At 29.1% G+C, this 18,773-nt stretch carries 17 protein-coding genes; 15 read left to right on the top strand and 2 right to left on the bottom strand.

The window, feature by feature from the left end; all coding sequences use genetic code 11:
• Nucleotides 1-265 precede the first annotated feature (265 nt).
• The gene (locus AC2A4K_RS16665; protein WP_322504819.1) at nucleotides 266-910 is read left to right on the top strand and encodes a VanZ family protein; all 645 of its coding nucleotides are present in this window, start codon (nucleotides 266-268) and stop codon (nucleotides 908-910) included.
• A gap of 248 nt (nucleotides 911-1,158) precedes the next feature.
• Nucleotides 1,159-1,443, top strand: coding sequence for a hypothetical protein (locus tag AC2A4K_RS16660; protein ID WP_322504818.1), 285 nt, complete (start codon nucleotides 1,159-1,161; stop codon nucleotides 1,441-1,443).
• Between the two features lie 51 nt (nucleotides 1,444-1,494).
• Here AC2A4K_RS16660 and AC2A4K_RS16655 read toward each other — a convergent pair whose 3' ends face one another.
• Nucleotides 1,495-3,396: a type I glutamate--ammonia ligase gene (locus AC2A4K_RS16655; RefSeq protein ID WP_322504817.1), complete on the bottom strand. Its 1,902-nt coding sequence runs from the start codon at nucleotides 3,394-3,396 to the stop codon at nucleotides 1,495-1,497.
• 306 nt (nucleotides 3,397-3,702) lie between these two features.
• On the opposite strand from AC2A4K_RS16655, the gene murI reads away from it, so the two are divergent.
• From murI to AC2A4K_RS16610, 9 genes are all read left to right on the top strand, one after another.
• Nucleotides 3,703-4,485 carry a glutamate racemase gene (gene murI / locus AC2A4K_RS16650; RefSeq protein WP_488458832.1) on the top strand — a complete coding sequence of 261 codons (783 nt, stop codon included), beginning with the start codon at nucleotides 3,703-3,705 and terminating at the stop codon, nucleotides 4,483-4,485.
• Between the two features lie 257 nt (nucleotides 4,486-4,742).
• Nucleotides 4,743-5,012, top strand: a complete 270-nt coding sequence (locus tag AC2A4K_RS16645; protein WP_322504815.1) for an STAS-like domain-containing protein — start codon at nucleotides 4,743-4,745, stop codon at nucleotides 5,010-5,012.
• Between the two features lie 240 nt (nucleotides 5,013-5,252).
• A complete protein-coding gene (locus AC2A4K_RS16640) occupies nucleotides 5,253-5,765 on the top strand; it encodes a peptidylprolyl isomerase (protein ID WP_322504814.1) in 513 nt (170 codons plus the stop codon).
• Between the two features lie 28 nt (nucleotides 5,766-5,793).
• Nucleotides 5,794-6,168, top strand: coding sequence for a DUF3783 domain-containing protein (locus AC2A4K_RS16635; RefSeq protein WP_322504813.1), 375 nt, complete (start codon nucleotides 5,794-5,796; stop codon nucleotides 6,166-6,168).
• A gap of 1 nt (nucleotide 6,169) precedes the next feature.
• Nucleotides 6,170-6,841, top strand: coding sequence for an XRE family transcriptional regulator (locus AC2A4K_RS16630; RefSeq protein ID WP_322504812.1), 672 nt, complete (start codon nucleotides 6,170-6,172; stop codon nucleotides 6,839-6,841).
• Nucleotides 6,842-6,978: 137 nt separating this feature from the next.
• Entirely contained in the window at nucleotides 6,979-8,709 is a 1,731-nt protein-coding gene (locus AC2A4K_RS16625; RefSeq protein WP_322504811.1) for a S8 family peptidase, read from the top strand.
• 13 nt (nucleotides 8,710-8,722) lie between these two features.
• On the top strand, nucleotides 8,723-10,429 hold the full coding sequence (locus AC2A4K_RS16620; protein ID WP_322504810.1) for a S8 family peptidase: 1,707 nt from the start codon (nucleotides 8,723-8,725) through the stop codon (nucleotides 10,427-10,429).
• 2 nt (nucleotides 10,430-10,431) lie between these two features.
• The gene (locus tag AC2A4K_RS16615; RefSeq protein WP_322504809.1) at nucleotides 10,432-12,201 is read left to right on the top strand and encodes a S8 family peptidase; all 1,770 of its coding nucleotides are present in this window, start codon (nucleotides 10,432-10,434) and stop codon (nucleotides 12,199-12,201) included.
• Between the two features lie 95 nt (nucleotides 12,202-12,296).
• Entirely contained in the window at nucleotides 12,297-13,613 is a 1,317-nt protein-coding gene (locus tag AC2A4K_RS16610; protein ID WP_322504808.1) for a peptidoglycan-binding domain-containing protein, read from the top strand.
• Between the two features lie 86 nt (nucleotides 13,614-13,699).
• Here the strand turns inward: AC2A4K_RS16610 and AC2A4K_RS16605 are convergent, their stop codons facing one another.
• A complete protein-coding gene (locus tag AC2A4K_RS16605) occupies nucleotides 13,700-14,758 on the bottom strand; it encodes a YkvI family membrane protein (RefSeq protein ID WP_322504807.1) in 1,059 nt (352 codons plus the stop codon).
• A gap of 156 nt (nucleotides 14,759-14,914) precedes the next feature.
• On the opposite strand from AC2A4K_RS16605, the gene AC2A4K_RS16600 reads away from it, so the two are divergent.
• The 4 genes from AC2A4K_RS16600 to AC2A4K_RS16585 all read left to right on the top strand — a co-directional run bounded on the left by AC2A4K_RS16600 (nucleotide 14,915) and on the right by AC2A4K_RS16585 (nucleotide 18,506).
• Nucleotides 14,915-15,997, top strand: coding sequence for a hypothetical protein (locus AC2A4K_RS16600; protein WP_322504806.1), 1,083 nt, complete (start codon nucleotides 14,915-14,917; stop codon nucleotides 15,995-15,997).
• A gap of 95 nt (nucleotides 15,998-16,092) precedes the next feature.
• Nucleotides 16,093-17,028: a tRNA modification radical SAM protein MnmL/YtqA gene (gene mnmL, locus AC2A4K_RS16595; protein WP_322504805.1), complete on the top strand. Its 936-nt coding sequence runs from the start codon at nucleotides 16,093-16,095 to the stop codon at nucleotides 17,026-17,028.
• A gap of 29 nt (nucleotides 17,029-17,057) precedes the next feature.
• On the top strand, nucleotides 17,058-17,801 hold the full coding sequence (locus tag AC2A4K_RS16590) for a 2-phosphosulfolactate phosphatase family protein (protein WP_322504804.1): 744 nt from the start codon (nucleotides 17,058-17,060) through the stop codon (nucleotides 17,799-17,801).
• A gap of 261 nt (nucleotides 17,802-18,062) precedes the next feature.
• Nucleotides 18,063-18,506 (top strand): hypothetical protein, encoded by a 444-nt coding sequence (locus AC2A4K_RS16585; protein ID WP_322504803.1) that lies wholly within the window; start codon nucleotides 18,063-18,065, stop codon nucleotides 18,504-18,506.
• Nucleotides 18,507-18,773 lie beyond the last annotated feature (267 nt).

Raw genomic sequence — 18,773 nt, 5'->3', positions numbered from 1 at the left:
ATTTTTGTGGATAAAATGTATTAAAATTTATTTTGAAACAAAAAAGATGTGAAAAAATAAAATGTTTTTCTTTTGTGGATAAAAATATTTTTAAGTTGTTGTGGATAATTTTTAAAGAATAATTCTGTGGATAAATTTTTGATTTTAGAAATGTGATTAAATTATAATTTAAGAATAAGAGGCTTGTTTTAAAAAGCACTTAGATATTATACTATAAAAATATTAATATTCAATACAAATTTATAAATTATTGGGGGTGATTTTTATGGAAACAGCTAAAAGCGTGGTAAAAAATTTTTTTATAAAAAGTATTTTGCTTATAATTTCAGTATTCTTAGCAATGATATTTTATAAGCTAATAGTAAAAGAATGTATAGGCGTTTTTATAAAAATAGATTTGAGTGGTAAAAAAGGTTTTATAATATATAACTTTTTTAAATTAACAAGTGTTATGCTTATTTATCAACTTTTCTTAACAACAACTAGAATGAAAACTTCAAAATTATTTAAGCTGTTTTTATTCGGGTTGTATGCAGGAACTATGTTTATACTTCTATTTGCTAGACCGAAAATGGCTAGAGGATTCCAATTAGATCCATTTGCCGTTCTACACGGACTAAGAGGCGATAAGACAGGTCAATTGTACTTAATAGGTAATATTCTATTCTTTATGCCAATAGGCTATATACTAAGAAAATATAACTTTGTACTAGCTTTCATATTATCTGCATCTATAGAATTTAATATAGAGCTTGCTCAATATGTATTTAAAAGAGGATATTTTGACTTAGGTGATATATTTATAAACTTAGTTGGAATATTTATTGCCTACTTCATTTGTAAAATCGCTTACTTTATTAAAGATAGTATTTCTGAAAGAGATGTCGATGAAGTAGAAGAGATTGAATAAACACAAAATAAAATTTGTTATAAGTAAAAAAATAGAGAAATATACATAAAAATAAAGAATTTTATAGAAAAAAGGATGTAAAAAGAATGTTTACATCCCTTTTTTTTCTTGACAAGCGAACATATGTTTTGTAGAATTAAAAAAGGAAAAGGGAACATAAGTTCTTATATTTTTTTAGATAGATTAGGAATATATAGGGCATTAACATAATATAATAGCATATAACAAATTTTAGGGGGTTAATTTATATGACTAAGAGCAGCGGTATGTTTGTAAAAATAAATTATAAAATGAATGGAGCTAATAGGTTCCAAAGTGAGCATAAAGCAAAAATGTATAAAGATACGGCTGTAAGCAAGTATGTATTATGTGGTGGATCATGCTTTAGAAATAGAGGAACTATAATATTCCATGCTAATAACTTTAAAGAAGCAGAAGATATTATAAATAATAATCCATTTGTTTTTTACGAAGACTATTCATTTGAGATATTAAGTAAAAACTCAATAAGTTTAGGAAATACATATCATTAATATAAAATAAAGAAACCAATGAGATCCATTGGTTTCTTTTTATTTTAATTACTATATATCTAATAAGTTTCTCTTATAAGTTGAGTAAAGTTCTTCTAATTCACTCATATTTTTATCAACTTTTATTTGTAAATCTGAAGCTTTTTCAAAATCAGATTCATTTATAGCATTTTTTAATTGAGTGAATAAACTTCTTCTATGATAAGAGTCTTTCATTGTTATATGTCTTAACTCATTAATAGTCATCCAAGTTGAAACATCAAGATCTAATGCTTTATCACAACAGTGAAGTTGTTTAGCCGCTCTTATATCTTTTATATATGAAGGAATTATTCTAGCTGTAATTTCTGTAGTCCATCTCTTTATAGTAGCTATTTTGAAACTGTTTATAAGTTTATCGGTAAATACTGAGTTTACTTTTAATACCTCAAGTTTTTCAGGATATTTATCAAAAGCACTTAAGTTTTCATAAACAGTAGCAGGAGCTATTCCAAAGTATTCATTTCTTTGAGAATCTGTAAAATCTTCAAAGACATCTTCTTCACTTCTATATGCTCTAGATTTTTCTAAGTAATTTGCATCTTCGCCTGGTTTTTTAGATAACTCAGCTAAAAGATCATCTTCAGTCTTATTGCTTTCTAAGGCATACTTAATACCATCTAGCATTGCCATATAGCTTGATGCTATACAAAGATAAGTATTTGTGAATGGGTTTGGTGATCTAAGCTCAAATCTAGTTGCTAGCGGATTATGAGGATCTCTTATTAATCCAGCTAATATAGTTCTGTTTCTAGATGGAATTTCAGGACTTTGTCCTAATGATGTAACTATACAAACAGGAGCCTCAAATCCTGGTTTTAATCTCTTAAGAGAGTCTGTTGTAGCTGATATAAATGGATTCATTATTTCGTAGTTCTTTAATATACCCATTATAGAGCCATATCCTATTTTGCTTAAGAAATGATTCTTAGTTGGATTAAATAAGTTTATAATTCTTCCGTCTTTTAATTTTAAGCTTAAACTTAAATGAGTATGCTCTCCATTACCAGCAACGCCATCTATTGGTTTAGCAAGGAATGTTACTTCTAATCCGTTTCTTCTAAATGTTTCTTTAACTAAAGTTCTTATAAATAATTCATTATCAGAAGCTTGCATAGCATCTGAGAATTTCCAGTCTATTTCTAATTGCTCCATTATGTGATCAAATTGACCTGAAGAAGTAAGTTTAGCTTTTACTCCCCCAACCTCTTTATGTCCCATTTCAGGTTCAAATCCATACTCATCCATGTATAATAAACTCTTCTCTAAGGCAGTTCTAACATTTCCCTTAGTTCTAGTCCAATATTGTTCTTGTAAAACTTCTGATGTTGAAAGTTCTTCAATTAAAGCTTTATCATTTGGTGTTTTAACCCAAAACTCTAATTCAGTTGCAGATGTTAATAAAAGATCTTCTATATCATCGAATGTTATATTTAAATCATTTAGTGTTTCTGGATATTTTTTTAATAGTGAGAATAAATTTGATTTGAATGTGTCAATTGAGTTTTTTAAGATATGTCTAGAGTCGACTGGTTTATCTTCGTGGATTAAGAAGCAAGGTATTCTAAGTGTTCCTACTGGTCTATTAGTCAAAGGGTCTATGAAGTCGTAATTGTAATCTATAAACCATTTACAATCTAAATCGGCAATCATATCTACTTTAGCGTTGTTTAGAGTCGCTATTCCTGGAAGGACAACTGATGAACCGTCTGTTTGTACAGCGGTGCCATGTAGGAAAGAATCTATATCTTTTAAAAATAACTTAGAAGGAATTTTTTCATCGGTATCATTACCTGCTAAGTCAACCCCAACTAAAGATACAAATTTTATTTCTGGGTGATCTTCAAAGATCGAAATCAAGCTTTCTCTATTATGATATTTCTTAGGAATTGTAAATAATAAATCTTTGTTCATAATTATTTAGAAGTACTACAATTATAAAAAAGTTAGGATAATTGTAATAGCCCCCTGTTCACATCCTTTCATTTTTATGACTTAATAGTTATTTTGTTTGTTTACACACGTATAATAATGTGAATTTTAGAATAAAATATTCGTTATGTAGATATTCTTAAAAAGATTTTATTACAATAGTATAGTACTGTCAATATATTTTATATTTTAATATAAGTGTAAAATATGAATTTTATAGATTTATTTAATAGAAAGTTATAAAATTATCTTAAGATTAAATCAAGTACTTAGAAGTGAGGGATAGCGATGCAAGATGATTTAAAGAATGCACCTATATGTTTTTTTGATTCTGGCTTAGGAGGCTTAAGTGTTTTAAGAAAAGCCTTAGAAATGATGCCAAATGAAAATTATATATATTATGGGGATTCTAAGCATGCACCTTATGGAGAGAAAACTCCACAAGAGATAACAGAACTTTCATTTAATGCTATTGAATTTTTAATACAAAAGGGCGTTAAAGCAATTGTCATAGCATGTAATACTGCAACTTCAGCAGCAGCAAAAGATCTTAGAGAATATTATAAAGATATACCTATAATAGGCATAGAACCTGCCTTAAAGCCAGCAATAAAGCTACACGAAACTGGTGCGGTTATAGTAATGGCAACAAAGGCAACTTTAACTCAAGAAAAATTCAAAACACTTATGGATAATTATGGAGAACATAGAGATATTATACCTCTTCCATGTCCAGGACTCGTTGAATTCATAGAATCAGGAAATTTAAATGGAGAAGATGTAAAGAATTTTTTAAGAGAAAAATTAAATCCTTATATGGATAGAGAAATCTCAAGTATAGTTCTAGGTTGTACACATTATCCATTTATTAAAGATGTTATACAAGAAATTGTTGGAGAAAAAGTAGACATAATAGATGGAAGTGAAGGTACAGTAAAAGAGCTTAATAGAAGACTAGAAGAAAATAATATTAAATCAGAGTTAAAAGAAAAAGGTACATTAGAGATAATAAATTCTTTAGATGATAAGGAAATATTAGAATTAAGTGAAAAACTTATAGAAATTAAATAGATAATTAATCCTTAATAATTAAAAAAATCTATAAACATATGAAGATATATACTATTTTGCTAGTAGAATAGTTATTTTATATAGTATTATCTTTACTATGTTTTTAGATTTTTTTATTTTAGCAAAATTTTTTTATAAAAACTTTGTTAAAATGTTGACAAATTAATTAGAGGTTGATATTATAATAAATGAAAAGAGAATTTTCAGAAAATTTAAACAAAGATTGATGGGAGTTATTAAAAAGGGAGGATTTAACTATGAAGATAAATGTAAAAGAATTATTAGGAGATAAAATAAACGTTGAGGATGCTATAATCTTAAGAGATTATATTGAAAATAATTTAGATGGAAATGTAGAGTTAGATTTTAATGGTATAGATAGAGTTTCAACAACTTTTTTAACTTGCTTATTTACTGATATAATAAATAAAGTTGGAAGAGATAATATTATTTCAAAAATCAATGTTAAGAATTTATCAAACTATACTGATTATTCAAGAGTTGTAGCTGGAACTACTTTTGCATAATAAATAAGAATATGAATTATATAGAAAAGATAAAATTTTATATTAAGTTGAACTCTGAAGAGGCAACATAATAGAATCTGTTTACGAGGATTCTTTATGTTGTCTTATTTTTTTATTTAAATATTTAAGCAATATTCCATTGTTAACGGAAATAATATATAATTTTATACAAAGAAGGATTAACATTTTAGTTTAAGTAAATAATACTAAATAGTTAAATTTGAAAGGAGAATTATTCATATGAATCCAATGGTTACAATAGAAATGGCAAATGGAGAAAAAATAAAAATAGAATTATATCCAGAAATTGCACCAAATACAGTTAGAAACTTTGTTAGTTTAGTTAAGAAAGGTTTTTATGATGGATTAACATTCCATAGAATAATACCTGGATTTATGATACAAGGAGGATGCCCAGAAGGAACAGGAATGGGTAACCCAGGATATAGAATAAAAGGTGAATTTACAAGAAATCAATTCCCAAATAACTTAAAGCATTCAAGAGGCGTTATATCAATGGCTAGAGCTATGAATTTTGATTCAGCAGGAAGCCAATTCTTCATAATGCATGAGAATTCACCACATCTAGATGGACAATATGCTTCATTTGGTAAAGTTATAGAAGGTATGGATATTGTTGATAAGATAGCAAATGTAAAAACAGACTATAATGATATGCCAGATGAGCCACAAGTTATGGCAAAGGTAACTGTAGAAAATGCAGATGGTATAGAAGAGCCAGAAATACTTTAATTTATAAATGTATGGGAGGTAGATTAGCATGAGTATGCTTAATAATAGCAAGGCTATTCTAACTTATGGTTTAAATGAAAAAGAAATAAAAGACTTTCAAGCAACAGGGCATAAAGTTATTAATATAAGTGATGAAATGACTTCTATGAAGGTTAATGATATTTTAGAAGGCTTAAAATTTGAAGTTGTTTCAAACAAGAACTTTGATGAAAAAGTTGTTATATTCAGTAATTTCCCTGATGAAGAATTACAAATGATGGTTTCAATAGCTAAGGTTATTGCAGAAAATCCTATAATGGCTGTGGTTACAGAAACCTCTAAAGAATGGCAATTTAACTACCTTGTTGAGCATTTGATGGAAGAAAGAGAATGGCATAGAAAGATGCAAGGAGGAAGAGCTTAAAATGAGTAGAGTTGGGGAAAGAATAAAAGAGGCTAGAAGTAAAAGTGGAATGACACAAAAAGCTTTAGCTAAAAAGCTAGGCGTAGCTGAAAAATTTATAAATGAAGTTGAAACTGGAAGAAAGATTATAAACGAATCACTTATATCAAAAATATCAAAGGTTTTAAATACTGATTTAAATGATATAAATATGGTTGTTACAGATGAAGAACTTCAAAAAGAGCTTAAGGCTGAAAAACAAGTAAGACAAAGTAAGCCAGCGGAAGTTAATGAAGTTTGGAATCAAGCTTTCGGATCAGTTTTAAAAAATGTTCCAATTTATGATTACTCATTGTCTCAAGTTAAGGGATATAAACAGCTTGCTACTGCTTCTAATAAAATAGATGGTCATACAGCAAATAAAGTTTTCTATCTTAAAATAGAAAATAATGATATGACTGGATATAGAATTCAAGAAAATGACTTAGCTTTATGTTATTCAATAAAGGAGATAGAAAATAATGCTATCTGTTTAGTTGAATTTAATGGTAAAAGAGTTGTTAGACAGATTAAAAAACTTGATAATGTTAAAGCTTTATTAGTAAGCAATAACGGTAGCATGAGAACAGAAACAGCTAATATAAAAGAAATCAAAGCTATAGCTAAACTTTATAGAATAGAATTTGATTTATAATACTTAAATAAAAAGGACAGTTCTAATTTTAGAACTGTCCTTTTTATGTTTTAAATAGTTTCTACTAAGGTTATCAAAAAAGAGAAAATCTGAATAAAATAGCTATAAGCAATATAGTGGGTATGGAGGATTAGAGTTTGGTAGATAAAAAAAGTTTTTATAATGATAAAAATTATATAAATTTTGTTGTTGCTTATGATGGGGATATTGAAAAAGAAGTTGAAAATTTAAATGATGTTAGTGTTTTTTTAATCGATGATACTTATGCTATTATTTCTGTAAAAATTGAGGATTATAGGGAACAAATTAAAAGTATAAAAAGTATAGTTTATATAGAAATTAATGGAATATATACTTTAAGTGAAAGTCCAGTAGATGATTCGAAAGCTACACTATTTCATAAAAACCCGCATTTAAATCTTAGAGGAACCGGTGTTATTGTAGCTATAGTTGATACAGGAATAGATTATTTAAATAAAGAGTTTATGAGAGAAGACGACACAACTAGAATATTAAAGATTTGGGACCAGACAATAACTAGTGAAAAGGTACCTAAAGGATTTATTCATGGTAGTGAATACTCAGAAGAAGAAATAAATAAGGCAATAATGGCTCAAAAGCAGGGACTAAACCCATATGAGATTGTTCCTTCAAAAGATGAATATGGTCATGGAACTAAAATGGCTGGAATAGTGGGTGCAAGAGGTATAAACAGAGATATTATTGGCGTAGCTCCTGATTGTCAATTTATAATTATAAAATTACAAGAGGCTGCTAAAGAATATGTAGATTTTTATTTTGCAAAAGGGGATAAGCCTAAATATAGGAACACTGATATACTTATGGCTCTTAAATATTTGTACGAGTTATCTTTTAGTTTAAATAAACCTATGGTAATATACTTACCTTTAGGTAGCAACATGGGTGATCACTCAGGTGGTAGTGTAATAGAAAGATATATTGATACAAAGATATCAAATAAAAATGCATTGGTTGCAGTTACATCAACAGGTAATGAAGGAAATTCTGATACACATACATCAGGAGAAATAGAAAGAATTGGAGATAGTAAAACAATAGAGCTTTATTGTGGAAAAGAACAAAGTGGATTATTCCTACAAATATATGCTAAACGACCTAGTAGAATAAAATTGGGAATAACCTCACCATCAGGTGAAACTTTTGAAAATACTAATCCCTATAAAACAAAACATATACTTTTAAGTGATTCACCACCTTGGGTTTTTATTTATGAAGGAACTAGTGTATATGTTGCTTATGATTCACCAGATGAATTTACAGGTGATGAAAAAATTACCATAAGAATGAATAATATTAAAGAGGGGATTTGGAAATTTACATTAACCGGTGATTATATAGTTGAGGGAATATACAATGCTTGGATATTGCAGAGAGAATTGCTTTCAGAAGATACAAGGTTCTTAGGGCCAACACCATATACCACATTAACTATACCAGGAACAGCTTCAACTATTATTAATACTTCATATTATAACCAAAATAATGGTGCAACAATATCAGAATCTGGAAGAGGGTATCCAAGGAATAATATCATACAGCCTATAATTACAGCTGGAGGAATAAATGCTTTAACTACTAAGCCAGGAGGTGGAGTTGTGAGTGTTTCAGGAGCAAGTGTCGCTGGGGCCGTTCTAGCTGGAAGTTGTGCTTTAATTCTTCAGTGGGCTGTTGCTGATGGAAATGATCCAGAAATGCATGCTGTAAAACTACAATCATATATTATTAGGGGAGCAAGAAAAAGAGCTGGAGATATTTATCCAAATAGACAGTGGGGATATGGAATTTTAGATATACAGGGAATTTTTAATAGTTTAATAAACAAATAAAGGGAGATTTATTATGGAAACTAAAACTAGTATTGGTATAGATTTTATAAATGTTATACCAGAACAGGTATTATATAACATTGTTAATGTTTTCTCTCCTGGAACCTTAAGTACAGGAGAAATAGAGTTAGTTGTTTTATATGGAAGTAATTTTTTGAGGTTTAAAAATTCAGTTGAAAAAATAGGAGCTACGGTAGAGGATTTAGGATATGGATATGGAATATTGACTATAAAAATTAGTGATTTAAACAGGATAAAAGAACTTGAAGGTCTACAATATATAGAATTACCTAAAGTTTTATATACATCAGATTACGATAGCAATAGAGCATCCTGCATACCGTCTGTTTGGAGTAATTATGGTTTAACTGGTAGGGATGTGTTAGTTGGATTTTTAGATACGGGAATAGATTTCACTCATAATGCATTTAAAGATACAGATGGCAACACTAGAATAGAATATATATATGACCTTGAGAATAAAACTGTATATGATAAAACAAAGATAAATGAGGCTTTAAAAGCAGAAGATCCATATAGTATTATTCCAGTACAGGATTTATCTGGACATGGAACCCATGTTGCTGGAATTGCTTGTGCTGGTGGAAATATAAGTTATGATCGTTATGGAGTTGCGTACAATAGCAGTATTGCTATGGTAAAAATAACAGGAGAAAAACGTTTAACAGCAGCTTTAAGTACTCAGCTCATGAGAGGATTAAAATTTTTAATAGATAGAAGTAATGAACTTAATAAACCATTAGTTGTAAATATAAGTTTAAGTACAAATGATGGTTCTCATAATGGGAGTAGTTTGTTAGAACAATATATTCAAACATTTACTAAATTACAAAGAGCTGCTATTGTCGTGGCTGCTGGAAATGAAGGAAATGCTGCTCATCATGTTGGTGGAATGATAAGAAAAGAAGAGAATATAGATTTAAATATTTCTGATGGGGAAAGAGGAATTATACTTGATTTATTCAAACCTGTTCTTGTTGATATATCAATTGAGGTAATATCACCAACTGGTATAAGCACAGGCCAGGTACCTGTGACCGAAGCATATAAAGAACGATTTGTTGGAAGAGAAAAAGTAGTTATTTATAGTACTGGACCTAAACCTTTTGATATACAAGGAGAAACTACCGTAACTATTTTACCTTTAAATACGACAATAACTCCTGGTGAATGGAGAATTATTTTAAGAAAATTAAATGATTATGAAGGATATTTTGATATTTGGCTTCCTATATCAGAAGGGTTAAATGAAAAAACAAAATTTTTGCAACCTGATGTTTATAATACATTAGGAATACCAGCTACGGTACAGGGAGTAATTTCAGTTGGAAGTTATAATTATATAAATAATAATTTGTCACCTTTTTCTGGTAGAGGAGTTGTTAGACCTCAATGGATAATAAAACCTGATTTGGCTGCACCAGGAGAAAATATTGTATCTACTGCCCAGGAACAGGGATTTGATACTAAAAGTGGAACATCAATGGCAGCACCACAGGTTGCAGGAATATGTGCTTTGCTTTTTGAATGGGGAATAATAAAAAATAATGATCCATTTTTATTTGGAGAAAGGATTAAATATTATTTGGTTAGGGGGGCTAAGAGAATAACTTTTGGAAATGCTTATCCAAATCCAGATATAGGATATGGATTTGTTTGTTTAGATAAAACTATGGAACTATTGATTAATAGGAGGTAGTTATGGAGAGTACATCAAATAAAGATTTTTTAATAAACGATCCAGAAAGTATTAACTTTCTTATTGAATATACTGGGGATATAAAAAATGAAGTTAAAGATATGGAGGGAGTTGGTGTTTTTCTCATTGATGATACTTATGCAATATTGTCAATGAAAAATGTTGATTATGATCAAGTTATACAACAAATAGAAGGTATAGTTTATATAGAGTTAGGAGGAATATATACTTTAAGTAATACGACGCCAATTGAGGCATCAAATGCTCAAGTTTTTCACAAAGATTCATATCTACAACTAACGGGTAAAGATGTAATTGTTGGAATAATTGATACTGGAATAGATTATTTAAACCAAGAATTTATGAAAATTGATGGAAAAACTAGAATATTAAACATATGGGATCAAGGAATAGAAACAGGTAGGCATCCTAAAGGAATGGTTTATGGAACTGAATATAGTCAAGATGAAATTAATGCAGCTATAGAATTAAAAAGGAATGGTGGAGATCCTTATACTATAGTTCCATCTAAAGATGATATTGGACATGGCACAGAAATGACTTGTATAATTGCTGGAAGTGGAAAGGATACAAGTTTAACTGGTGTAGTCCCAGAATGTGATATTGCGGTAGTTAGATTAGACCAAGCATTTAAAAAGTATACAGATTATTTCTTTGCAAAGGGAGATACTGCAAAGTATAGAAACATAGATATACTTTTAGCAATAAAATATTTATATAACTTATCATTTCAATATAATAAGCCAGTGGTTATATATGTACCTGTAGGAAGCAATTTTGGAGCTCACGATGGAAGTAGTATTTTAGAACGGTATATAGATGAAATTTCTAATAAAAGAGGAATTGCTGTTGTAGCTTCCTCTGGAAATCAGGGGAATACTGATACTCATGCTGATGGAATTATAACAGAAGTAGGACTTAGTAAAACCATGGAATTAGAAGTTGGAGAAGGTCAGCATGGTCTTATGATGATTATTTTAGGTTATAAACCAGACAAGTTCAGGCTTTCAATAATATCACCTTCTGGAGAGATCATTCAAAATGCAAATCCATTACCTAGCTATGCAGGGAGAAGTAAATTAGCTATTCAAAATGGATATAAGATAAGTTTTATATATGAGGGTACTATTATGGATATATTTTATGATTCTCCAGATGAACTTACTGGAGGGGAAAGAATTGTTATAAGAGCACAAAATTTAAAGCCAGGAATATGGAGATTTAGGTTAACAGGTGAATATATAACTTTTGGTAAGTTTGATGCTTATATATTGCAAAAGGAATTATTAGCTAAAGGAACAAAGTTTATAACTTCTTCTCCGTATACTACCTTAACAATTCCAGGAGCCGCAGAAAAAATGATAACTGTAGCCTCTTATGATCAGAATAATAATGCTATAGTTTCAGAGTCCGGAAGAGGATTTCCAAGAAATCAATTTATTCAACCTCTTATTGCAGCAGGTGGAATAAATGCTTTAACTGTTAATAATAAAGGAGAGAAGGTTTACGTTAGTGGAGGAAGTGTAGCTGCTGCTATAGTTAGTGGATGCTGTGCTATGCTTTTTCAATGGGGAATTGTTTATAATAATGACCCAACATTATATGTATCTAAGCTGCAAACATATTTAATAAGAGGAGTTAATACGAGAAAGGGGGATATATATCCAAATGAAGAATGGGGATATGGAACCATAAATATGATTAAGGTTTTTGATAGCTTAAGGGCAAATACGCTTTTTAATATAAAGTAAATATTTGATGTTATTTCATATATAAGTATTTATTAACAAAAATAGATTGGATTTCATAAACTATAATGTATTAATTTATAATTAGGAGAAATTTTATGGCTTTAGGTGGATTAAAGGTTCAATGTTTTAGTGAAACAGAGAGATATATACCTATTGATAAAAGTAAAGTTACAATAACACCAACTTCAGAAGAGGGATTAGCTTTAGGAAATCCTACTGAATTGTACACTGATGCAACAGGAAGTACTGATACTATAGAACTTGATGCACCTCCTTTAGAATATTCAAGTGAACCAGGGAGATTACCTTATAGTTTTGCACAAGTTACTATTGAAAGAGAAGGCTTTTTACCTACTATGATAAATGGTGTTCAAATTTTTCCATCTAGGATTGCTTTACAACAAGCTCGGTTGCGAGAGAGTAGAGGCAGTTACAGACAGGAAGTAACTATTGACATACAAGCTAATAGATTGGTTGGTAATTTTCCTCCTAAAATTCCAGAAGCAGATGAAAAAGAGTTACCACCTCCAAAGGGAACTGTAGTTTTACCAGAACCAGTAGTTCCTGAATATATAGTGGTTCACAATGGGAGACCAGACGATAATTCAGCTGCTAACTATAAAGTTGATTATAGGGAGTATATAAAAAATGTTGCCTGTTGTGAAATATTTTCAACTTGGTCTGAAAATACTATAAGGGCTAACGTATATGCCATAATATCATTTACTTTAAATAGAATATATACTGAATGGTATAGAGGAAAAGGTAAGAATTTTGATATAACTAGCTCAACAGCTTTTGATCATGCATTTAATTATGGAAGAAACTTTTATGACAACATAAGTAGAATCGTAGATGAAATATTTGCAACATACATTAGAAGGTTTAATGCTAAGCAACCATTATTAACTCAATACTGCGATGGTATAAATGTTCAATGCCCAGGATGGATGACTCAATGGGGAAGTAAGTATTTAGGAGATGAAGGTAAGGTACCTTATGAAATTTTAACTTCTTTTTATGGTGATAATATAGAGTTAGTAACTGCTAAAAAGGTGACAGGAAGTCCAAAGTCTTTTCCAGGCTTCACATTAACTATTGGTTCTTCAGGAGAGCCTGTTAGAGTTATACAAGAACAGTTAAATGCTGTATCCAGGGCTTATCCTTTAATACCTAAGGTTGCTTTAGATGGAAATTATGGTGAAAAAACTAGAGAGGCAGTTAAAACTTTTCAAAAGATATTTAACCTTCCAGAAACAGGAGAGGTTGATTATGCAACATGGTACAAGTTATCAAATGTATTTGTTGCAGTAACTAAAATAGCAGAACTTAGATCAAGTGTAGAGAAAAAAATATTCTATCCTCCAACAATAATGGATAGAAAAAGTAATGTTCCTAAAATAATTTATTAAAGAGTAAAGCTGTACAAAGCATAATTTTAAAACAATAAAATATGCTTAGTACAGCTTTTAACTTAATAAATGTATTTTTATAATATTTAAGCCTGCTTTTTAAATTTAAAAAAATAAAAGTAAATACATTGAACAATAAATACTAAGCTTAAAACACCAAACATTGGGTATAAGGTAGTTATTAGATTAGAGAAACCTATTAGTGAAATTGGAAGAGCGATTATTAGTACTAAAAAAATAGCATGTTTATATTTTAATTTAAAACTTTTACTAATAGTTTTGCTTATTGAATAAACATCTGAAACCTCTGTTGAGAACATTTCAGCTAATATTATCATTAAAAGCATTATTTGAATTGGCTTTCCAAATCTATCTGCAATATAAAGTAATGGAATTTCATACCGGAATATTTGAGGTTGGTTTACCATAAGCATTGAGTTTATAAAAATACATATAATAGTTAATAAAATAGAGCCTAAAATTATTCCCCAAGTCATTATTTTTTTGTTTTTTATTTCATTACTTAAAGGAACAATTACACCGCAACAGCAAAGGATATTATATCCACAATATAGAACTCCAGAAGTAAAAAATCCGCTAGATAGCTTTGGCTCAGAAGCAGTTAATGAATTTATAGTAATTGGATCATTGGCAAAGGAAACATAAAGAATCATAAGTGTAGTTGTTACAATAATTAAAGATGGTACTATAATTGAATTTATTTCTACAAGACCATTAGTTTCTCTAAGAAGTATTAATGAAGCAATGATGGCCATGATTATTGAGCCTATAATTTTAGGAATTCCAAAATACTGATTTAATAAGGCACCACTACCTGCAAGAATTATGGATGCACTAGATATTAAGTAAAAAGTAGTTATTATTCCAGTAAGTTTACCTAAAATATTAGGACTAACAGTGTTTATAACTTCATTATAAGAATTCAGATTATTTTTCATGCTTATTCTAGAAATTATGTTACAAAGCACAATGTAAAATAAGCCTGTCATTAAAATAGTAAAAAAACTTTTATAGCCATAAACGGTAAAAAAGTTTGTTATTTCTTTACCAGAAGCAAGTCCAGCTCCTACTATGGTTCCAATAAAAACAAAAGCTACTTGAAAAACTTTTATAATATTTTTCATTAAATCACCTCCCCTAACTAAATATATAAAATGTAGAGAGGGTTTATTCTTAAATGAAGAGGAAAAGTTAGTTTTAAAATGATTATTCTATTAATACTTTTAAGCTATTTGGAAAACCTAAAATAGGACTTATTCTTAGAGTAGGAGTGATTATAAATGGTAAGAAAAATTATTGCAACTTTAATTATGGGATTAATGTTTTTTTCAGTAGGATGTAATAAGGTAAATACTACAATTAAGGAGAGTGAAGATTTAAGAAAAAGTGTAGAGAGTATATATTTTGACAATCAAATAGCAAAATCTATAGCTGAAAAATATATGGAGGCTCTTAAAAGTAAGGATTTAAATACTATAAAAAGTTTATCTAATAAAGAAATTGATAAGAAGATAATAATCGAACCAAGCAAGGAGCCTGAAATTACAGGAATACAACAAATTGGATTATCACAGCTTGGAAACAAAGCTATGTTTAAGTTTAAGGTTACTAGGGCTAAAAGAGGTGAGCCTATAGCAGAATTAGAAGAATATTATTTAGAGGTTCAAAAAAATCAAGAGGAGGAATATAAAGTCTCTAAGTTGAAAGCTACTCAGCTTTACAATGTATTTGAAGAGAAGGAAAAGTTAAAGTTAAGGAAAGATGATGAAGTCGAAGTTAATACACTTATAGATATTAAAAGCATACCAGATAAGGCTTATCCTAAGGTAAATGTTATAGACATTACTAAAGTAGATGTGCCAAAAGATGCTTTTTCAGCTGTAGAAATAGCATTCTCTGGAGATAAGGTGGCTATATCAACCTATAAAGGAGAGGATTCGTATATAGGAGTCATTGATGTTGATGATGCAAAAAAAACAGCTGCTTCTGAGGGCGAGGATGAAGGGAAAAAAGAAGATAAGGATAAGGGCAAACCATTAGGAAAAAACCTTACTACCCTAGACATATTAAGTGGATGTAAGATTTCTAGTTTGAATTTTTCAGATGATGATGGCTATGTGGTTGCAAACTATGTAAAAGGAAATTCTACAAGATTTAAGGTTTATCAAAGTAGAGGAGATATTGTAGCCTTAGAGTTAGATGATATATTTGCTGAAAATGAATATAATTTAATTTATGAAAAAATAAAAGATAATAATATTATTATGAATGTTACACCTACAAATAATTCAGGAGAGGCTAGAAATGAATTAACTGGAAGATATAAAATATCCTTAAAAGATTTTAAACTTCAAAAACTATAGTATAATAGAAGATAAGTTAATCATAAATATTAGAAGTTTTATGATTAACTTTTTTTATTTTAAAGAAATTTGATTTTAATGAAAAGGTGATATACATGGAAAAAAGAAAAATATGGGGAGATAAGAGATATAATACTTTAAATAGATTTTTAAGAGAAAAATTTGGGGAAAAAGTATTTAAAATAAGTTTAGATGGTGGATTCACATGTCCTAATAGAGATGGAAAAGTTGCTAAAGGCGGATGTACATTCTGTAGTTCAAAGGGATCTGGAGATTATGCAGGACAGAGAACTTTAAGTATTGGTACTCAGTTTGATAATGTAAAAGAGATGATGAATAAGAAGTGGAAAGAAGGAAAGTATATAGCTTATTTCCAAGCATATACTAATACATATGCTCCTGTAGAAGAACTAAGAAGAAAGTATGAGGAAGCTATAAGTAAAGATGGTGTCGTTGCTTTATCTATAGGAACAAGACCAGATTGTATAAATGAAGAAGTTTTAGATTTATTAGAAGAAATGAATAAAAAAGTTTATACTTGGGTTGAACTAGGACTTCAAACTATTCACGATGACACGGCTAGAAGTTTTAATAGAGGATATGATTTAGAAGTATTTGATAAAGCAATGGAAGGATTAAAAAGTAGAGGGATAGATACCGTTATTCATTGCATATTTGGTCTTCCAGGAGAAACTAAAGAGCAAATGATAGAAACTGTTGATTATGTTGCTAGATGCGGAGCTCAAGGGATAAAACTTCATTTACTTCATCTAATGGAAGGAACAAGAATGGTTAAGGACTATGAGGAAGGAAGATTAAAATTTTTAACTCAAGAAGAGTACATAGATTTAATATGTGAAGCTATAAGTAGAATTCCTCAAAATATGGTTATACATAGATTGACAGGGGATGCTCCAAGAAATCTATTAATAGGTCCTATGTGGAGTTTAAAGAAGTGGGAAGTTTTAAATGCTATTGATAAAGCACTTGAAGATAATGATATTTATCAAGGAAAGAACTTTGAAGAATAATTATTAAAAGTAAAGTGGAGGGAAAACTTATGAAAATTGATGTTATAATTTCAGCCGATTATATAGATAGTGAATCTCTTAAAGGAAAGATTGCTGTGGTTATAGATATGTTAAGAGCAACATCTGTAATCACTACAGCCCTTTCTAATAGAGCTAAGAGAGTTATTCCAGTAGTAAGCGTGGACGATGCCTTTAATAAGGCAGAAGAGTTAAAAGCGCTAGGAGAAGAAGTATTACTTGGGGGAGAAAGAAAAGCATTAAAAATAGATGGGTTTGATTTTTCTAATTCACCATTAGAGTATAAAAGAGATATTGTAGAAGGAAAAAATGTGATAATGTCAACTACAAATGGAACAAGGGCTTTAAATCTATGCAGCAAGGCAGATAAAGTTGTTGTAGCTTCTGTTTTAAATGGACAAGCAGTGGCTAAATATCTAGAAAATGAAGAAAAAGAAGTAGTCTTTGTTAATTCTGGAACAAATGGTGAATTTTCGAGCGATGATTTCGTGTGTGCAGGATATATTATAAGCGAATTAGCTAAAAATAAAGAACTTGAACTTACTGATATAGCTAAAACAGCTAAATATGTTTATGAGAGTAGCAAAAGTATAGATGAATTTATAAAGGATGCAAAGCACTATAATATTCTTAAAAATTTAGGGTTAGAAGAAGATTTAAAATACTGTTCAACTAAGAATTTAATTGATTCAGTTTTTGAGTTTAAAAATGGAGAAATAAAAACCGTAGAAAATAATGTGAAAGTAACTCTATAAAGCTTTTTTATGAATTATTTTTAGAAAAAATGAATAAATTGCAGAAAGAGAATTTTATAAATAGAAACTAATTTTAATATAATATTTTTAAAACAAAAAGAGATATCTTAATAAAATACTTCTAAATATACATCCATTTTCAAATATTAATATTTTTTGTTTAAATTGTTAATAAATAGTTAAAAAAACAAGTTTGTTAATGGCTAGGCATGAATATATGATGATGATATGATGAGATATTTTATAAAGGGGATGTTTTGAATGAAGAAAAAGTTTTTAGTAATTCTTATTTCTGCAATAATGGGATTACAGTTAGTTGGATGTGGAAATTCCAATGATTCATCAAATGCGAATGCTTCTAATAATAAGCCAGCAGCAACTACAGATAATAAAAGTAAGGTTGTAGATAATGATAGCTTAACTAATGATGTTGCTGAGGTTTATCTTGATGTTAAGGAAGAATATTTAGAAGTACTTCAAAACAAAGAGATGAATGAATGGAATGAGGCTAAAACAGAAGCTTTAAAAGATTTAAAAGATATTAAAGCTATGACTCCAGAAACTGATAAAAATATAAATCAGGCAATAACAGATATAGAACAGTTAATAGATAAATATCAAAATTCTCTAGATGGAAGTGGAGCAGATCCAACAGGAATTCAAGATTTAGAATCACAAATAAAACAGTTATTATTTGATAAATAGTTTATTAAAAGGAGCGATTTAAGAGAATCTCTCCTTTTTTATTTTATGGAAAGATTGTTAAATTTTTAATTTATTGAAAACAGTTTCACGAGGTGTTAAAATAAATACTGTGAAAGAACAATATAAAAATATATACGTATATATTCAACTTGTGTAAGAGTATTTAGAGTTAAACACGAGAAAAATTTAGGTTTTTTTTGTTTAGCTCTTTTTTATTTTATGCTTTTTTAAAACTAAATATAATTAATTACTAGGTGGTGTATGGTC

The organism is Clostridium sp. LIBA-8841 (assembly GCF_057782475.1).
This window is presented reverse-complemented; position numbering and strand designations above follow the sequence as displayed.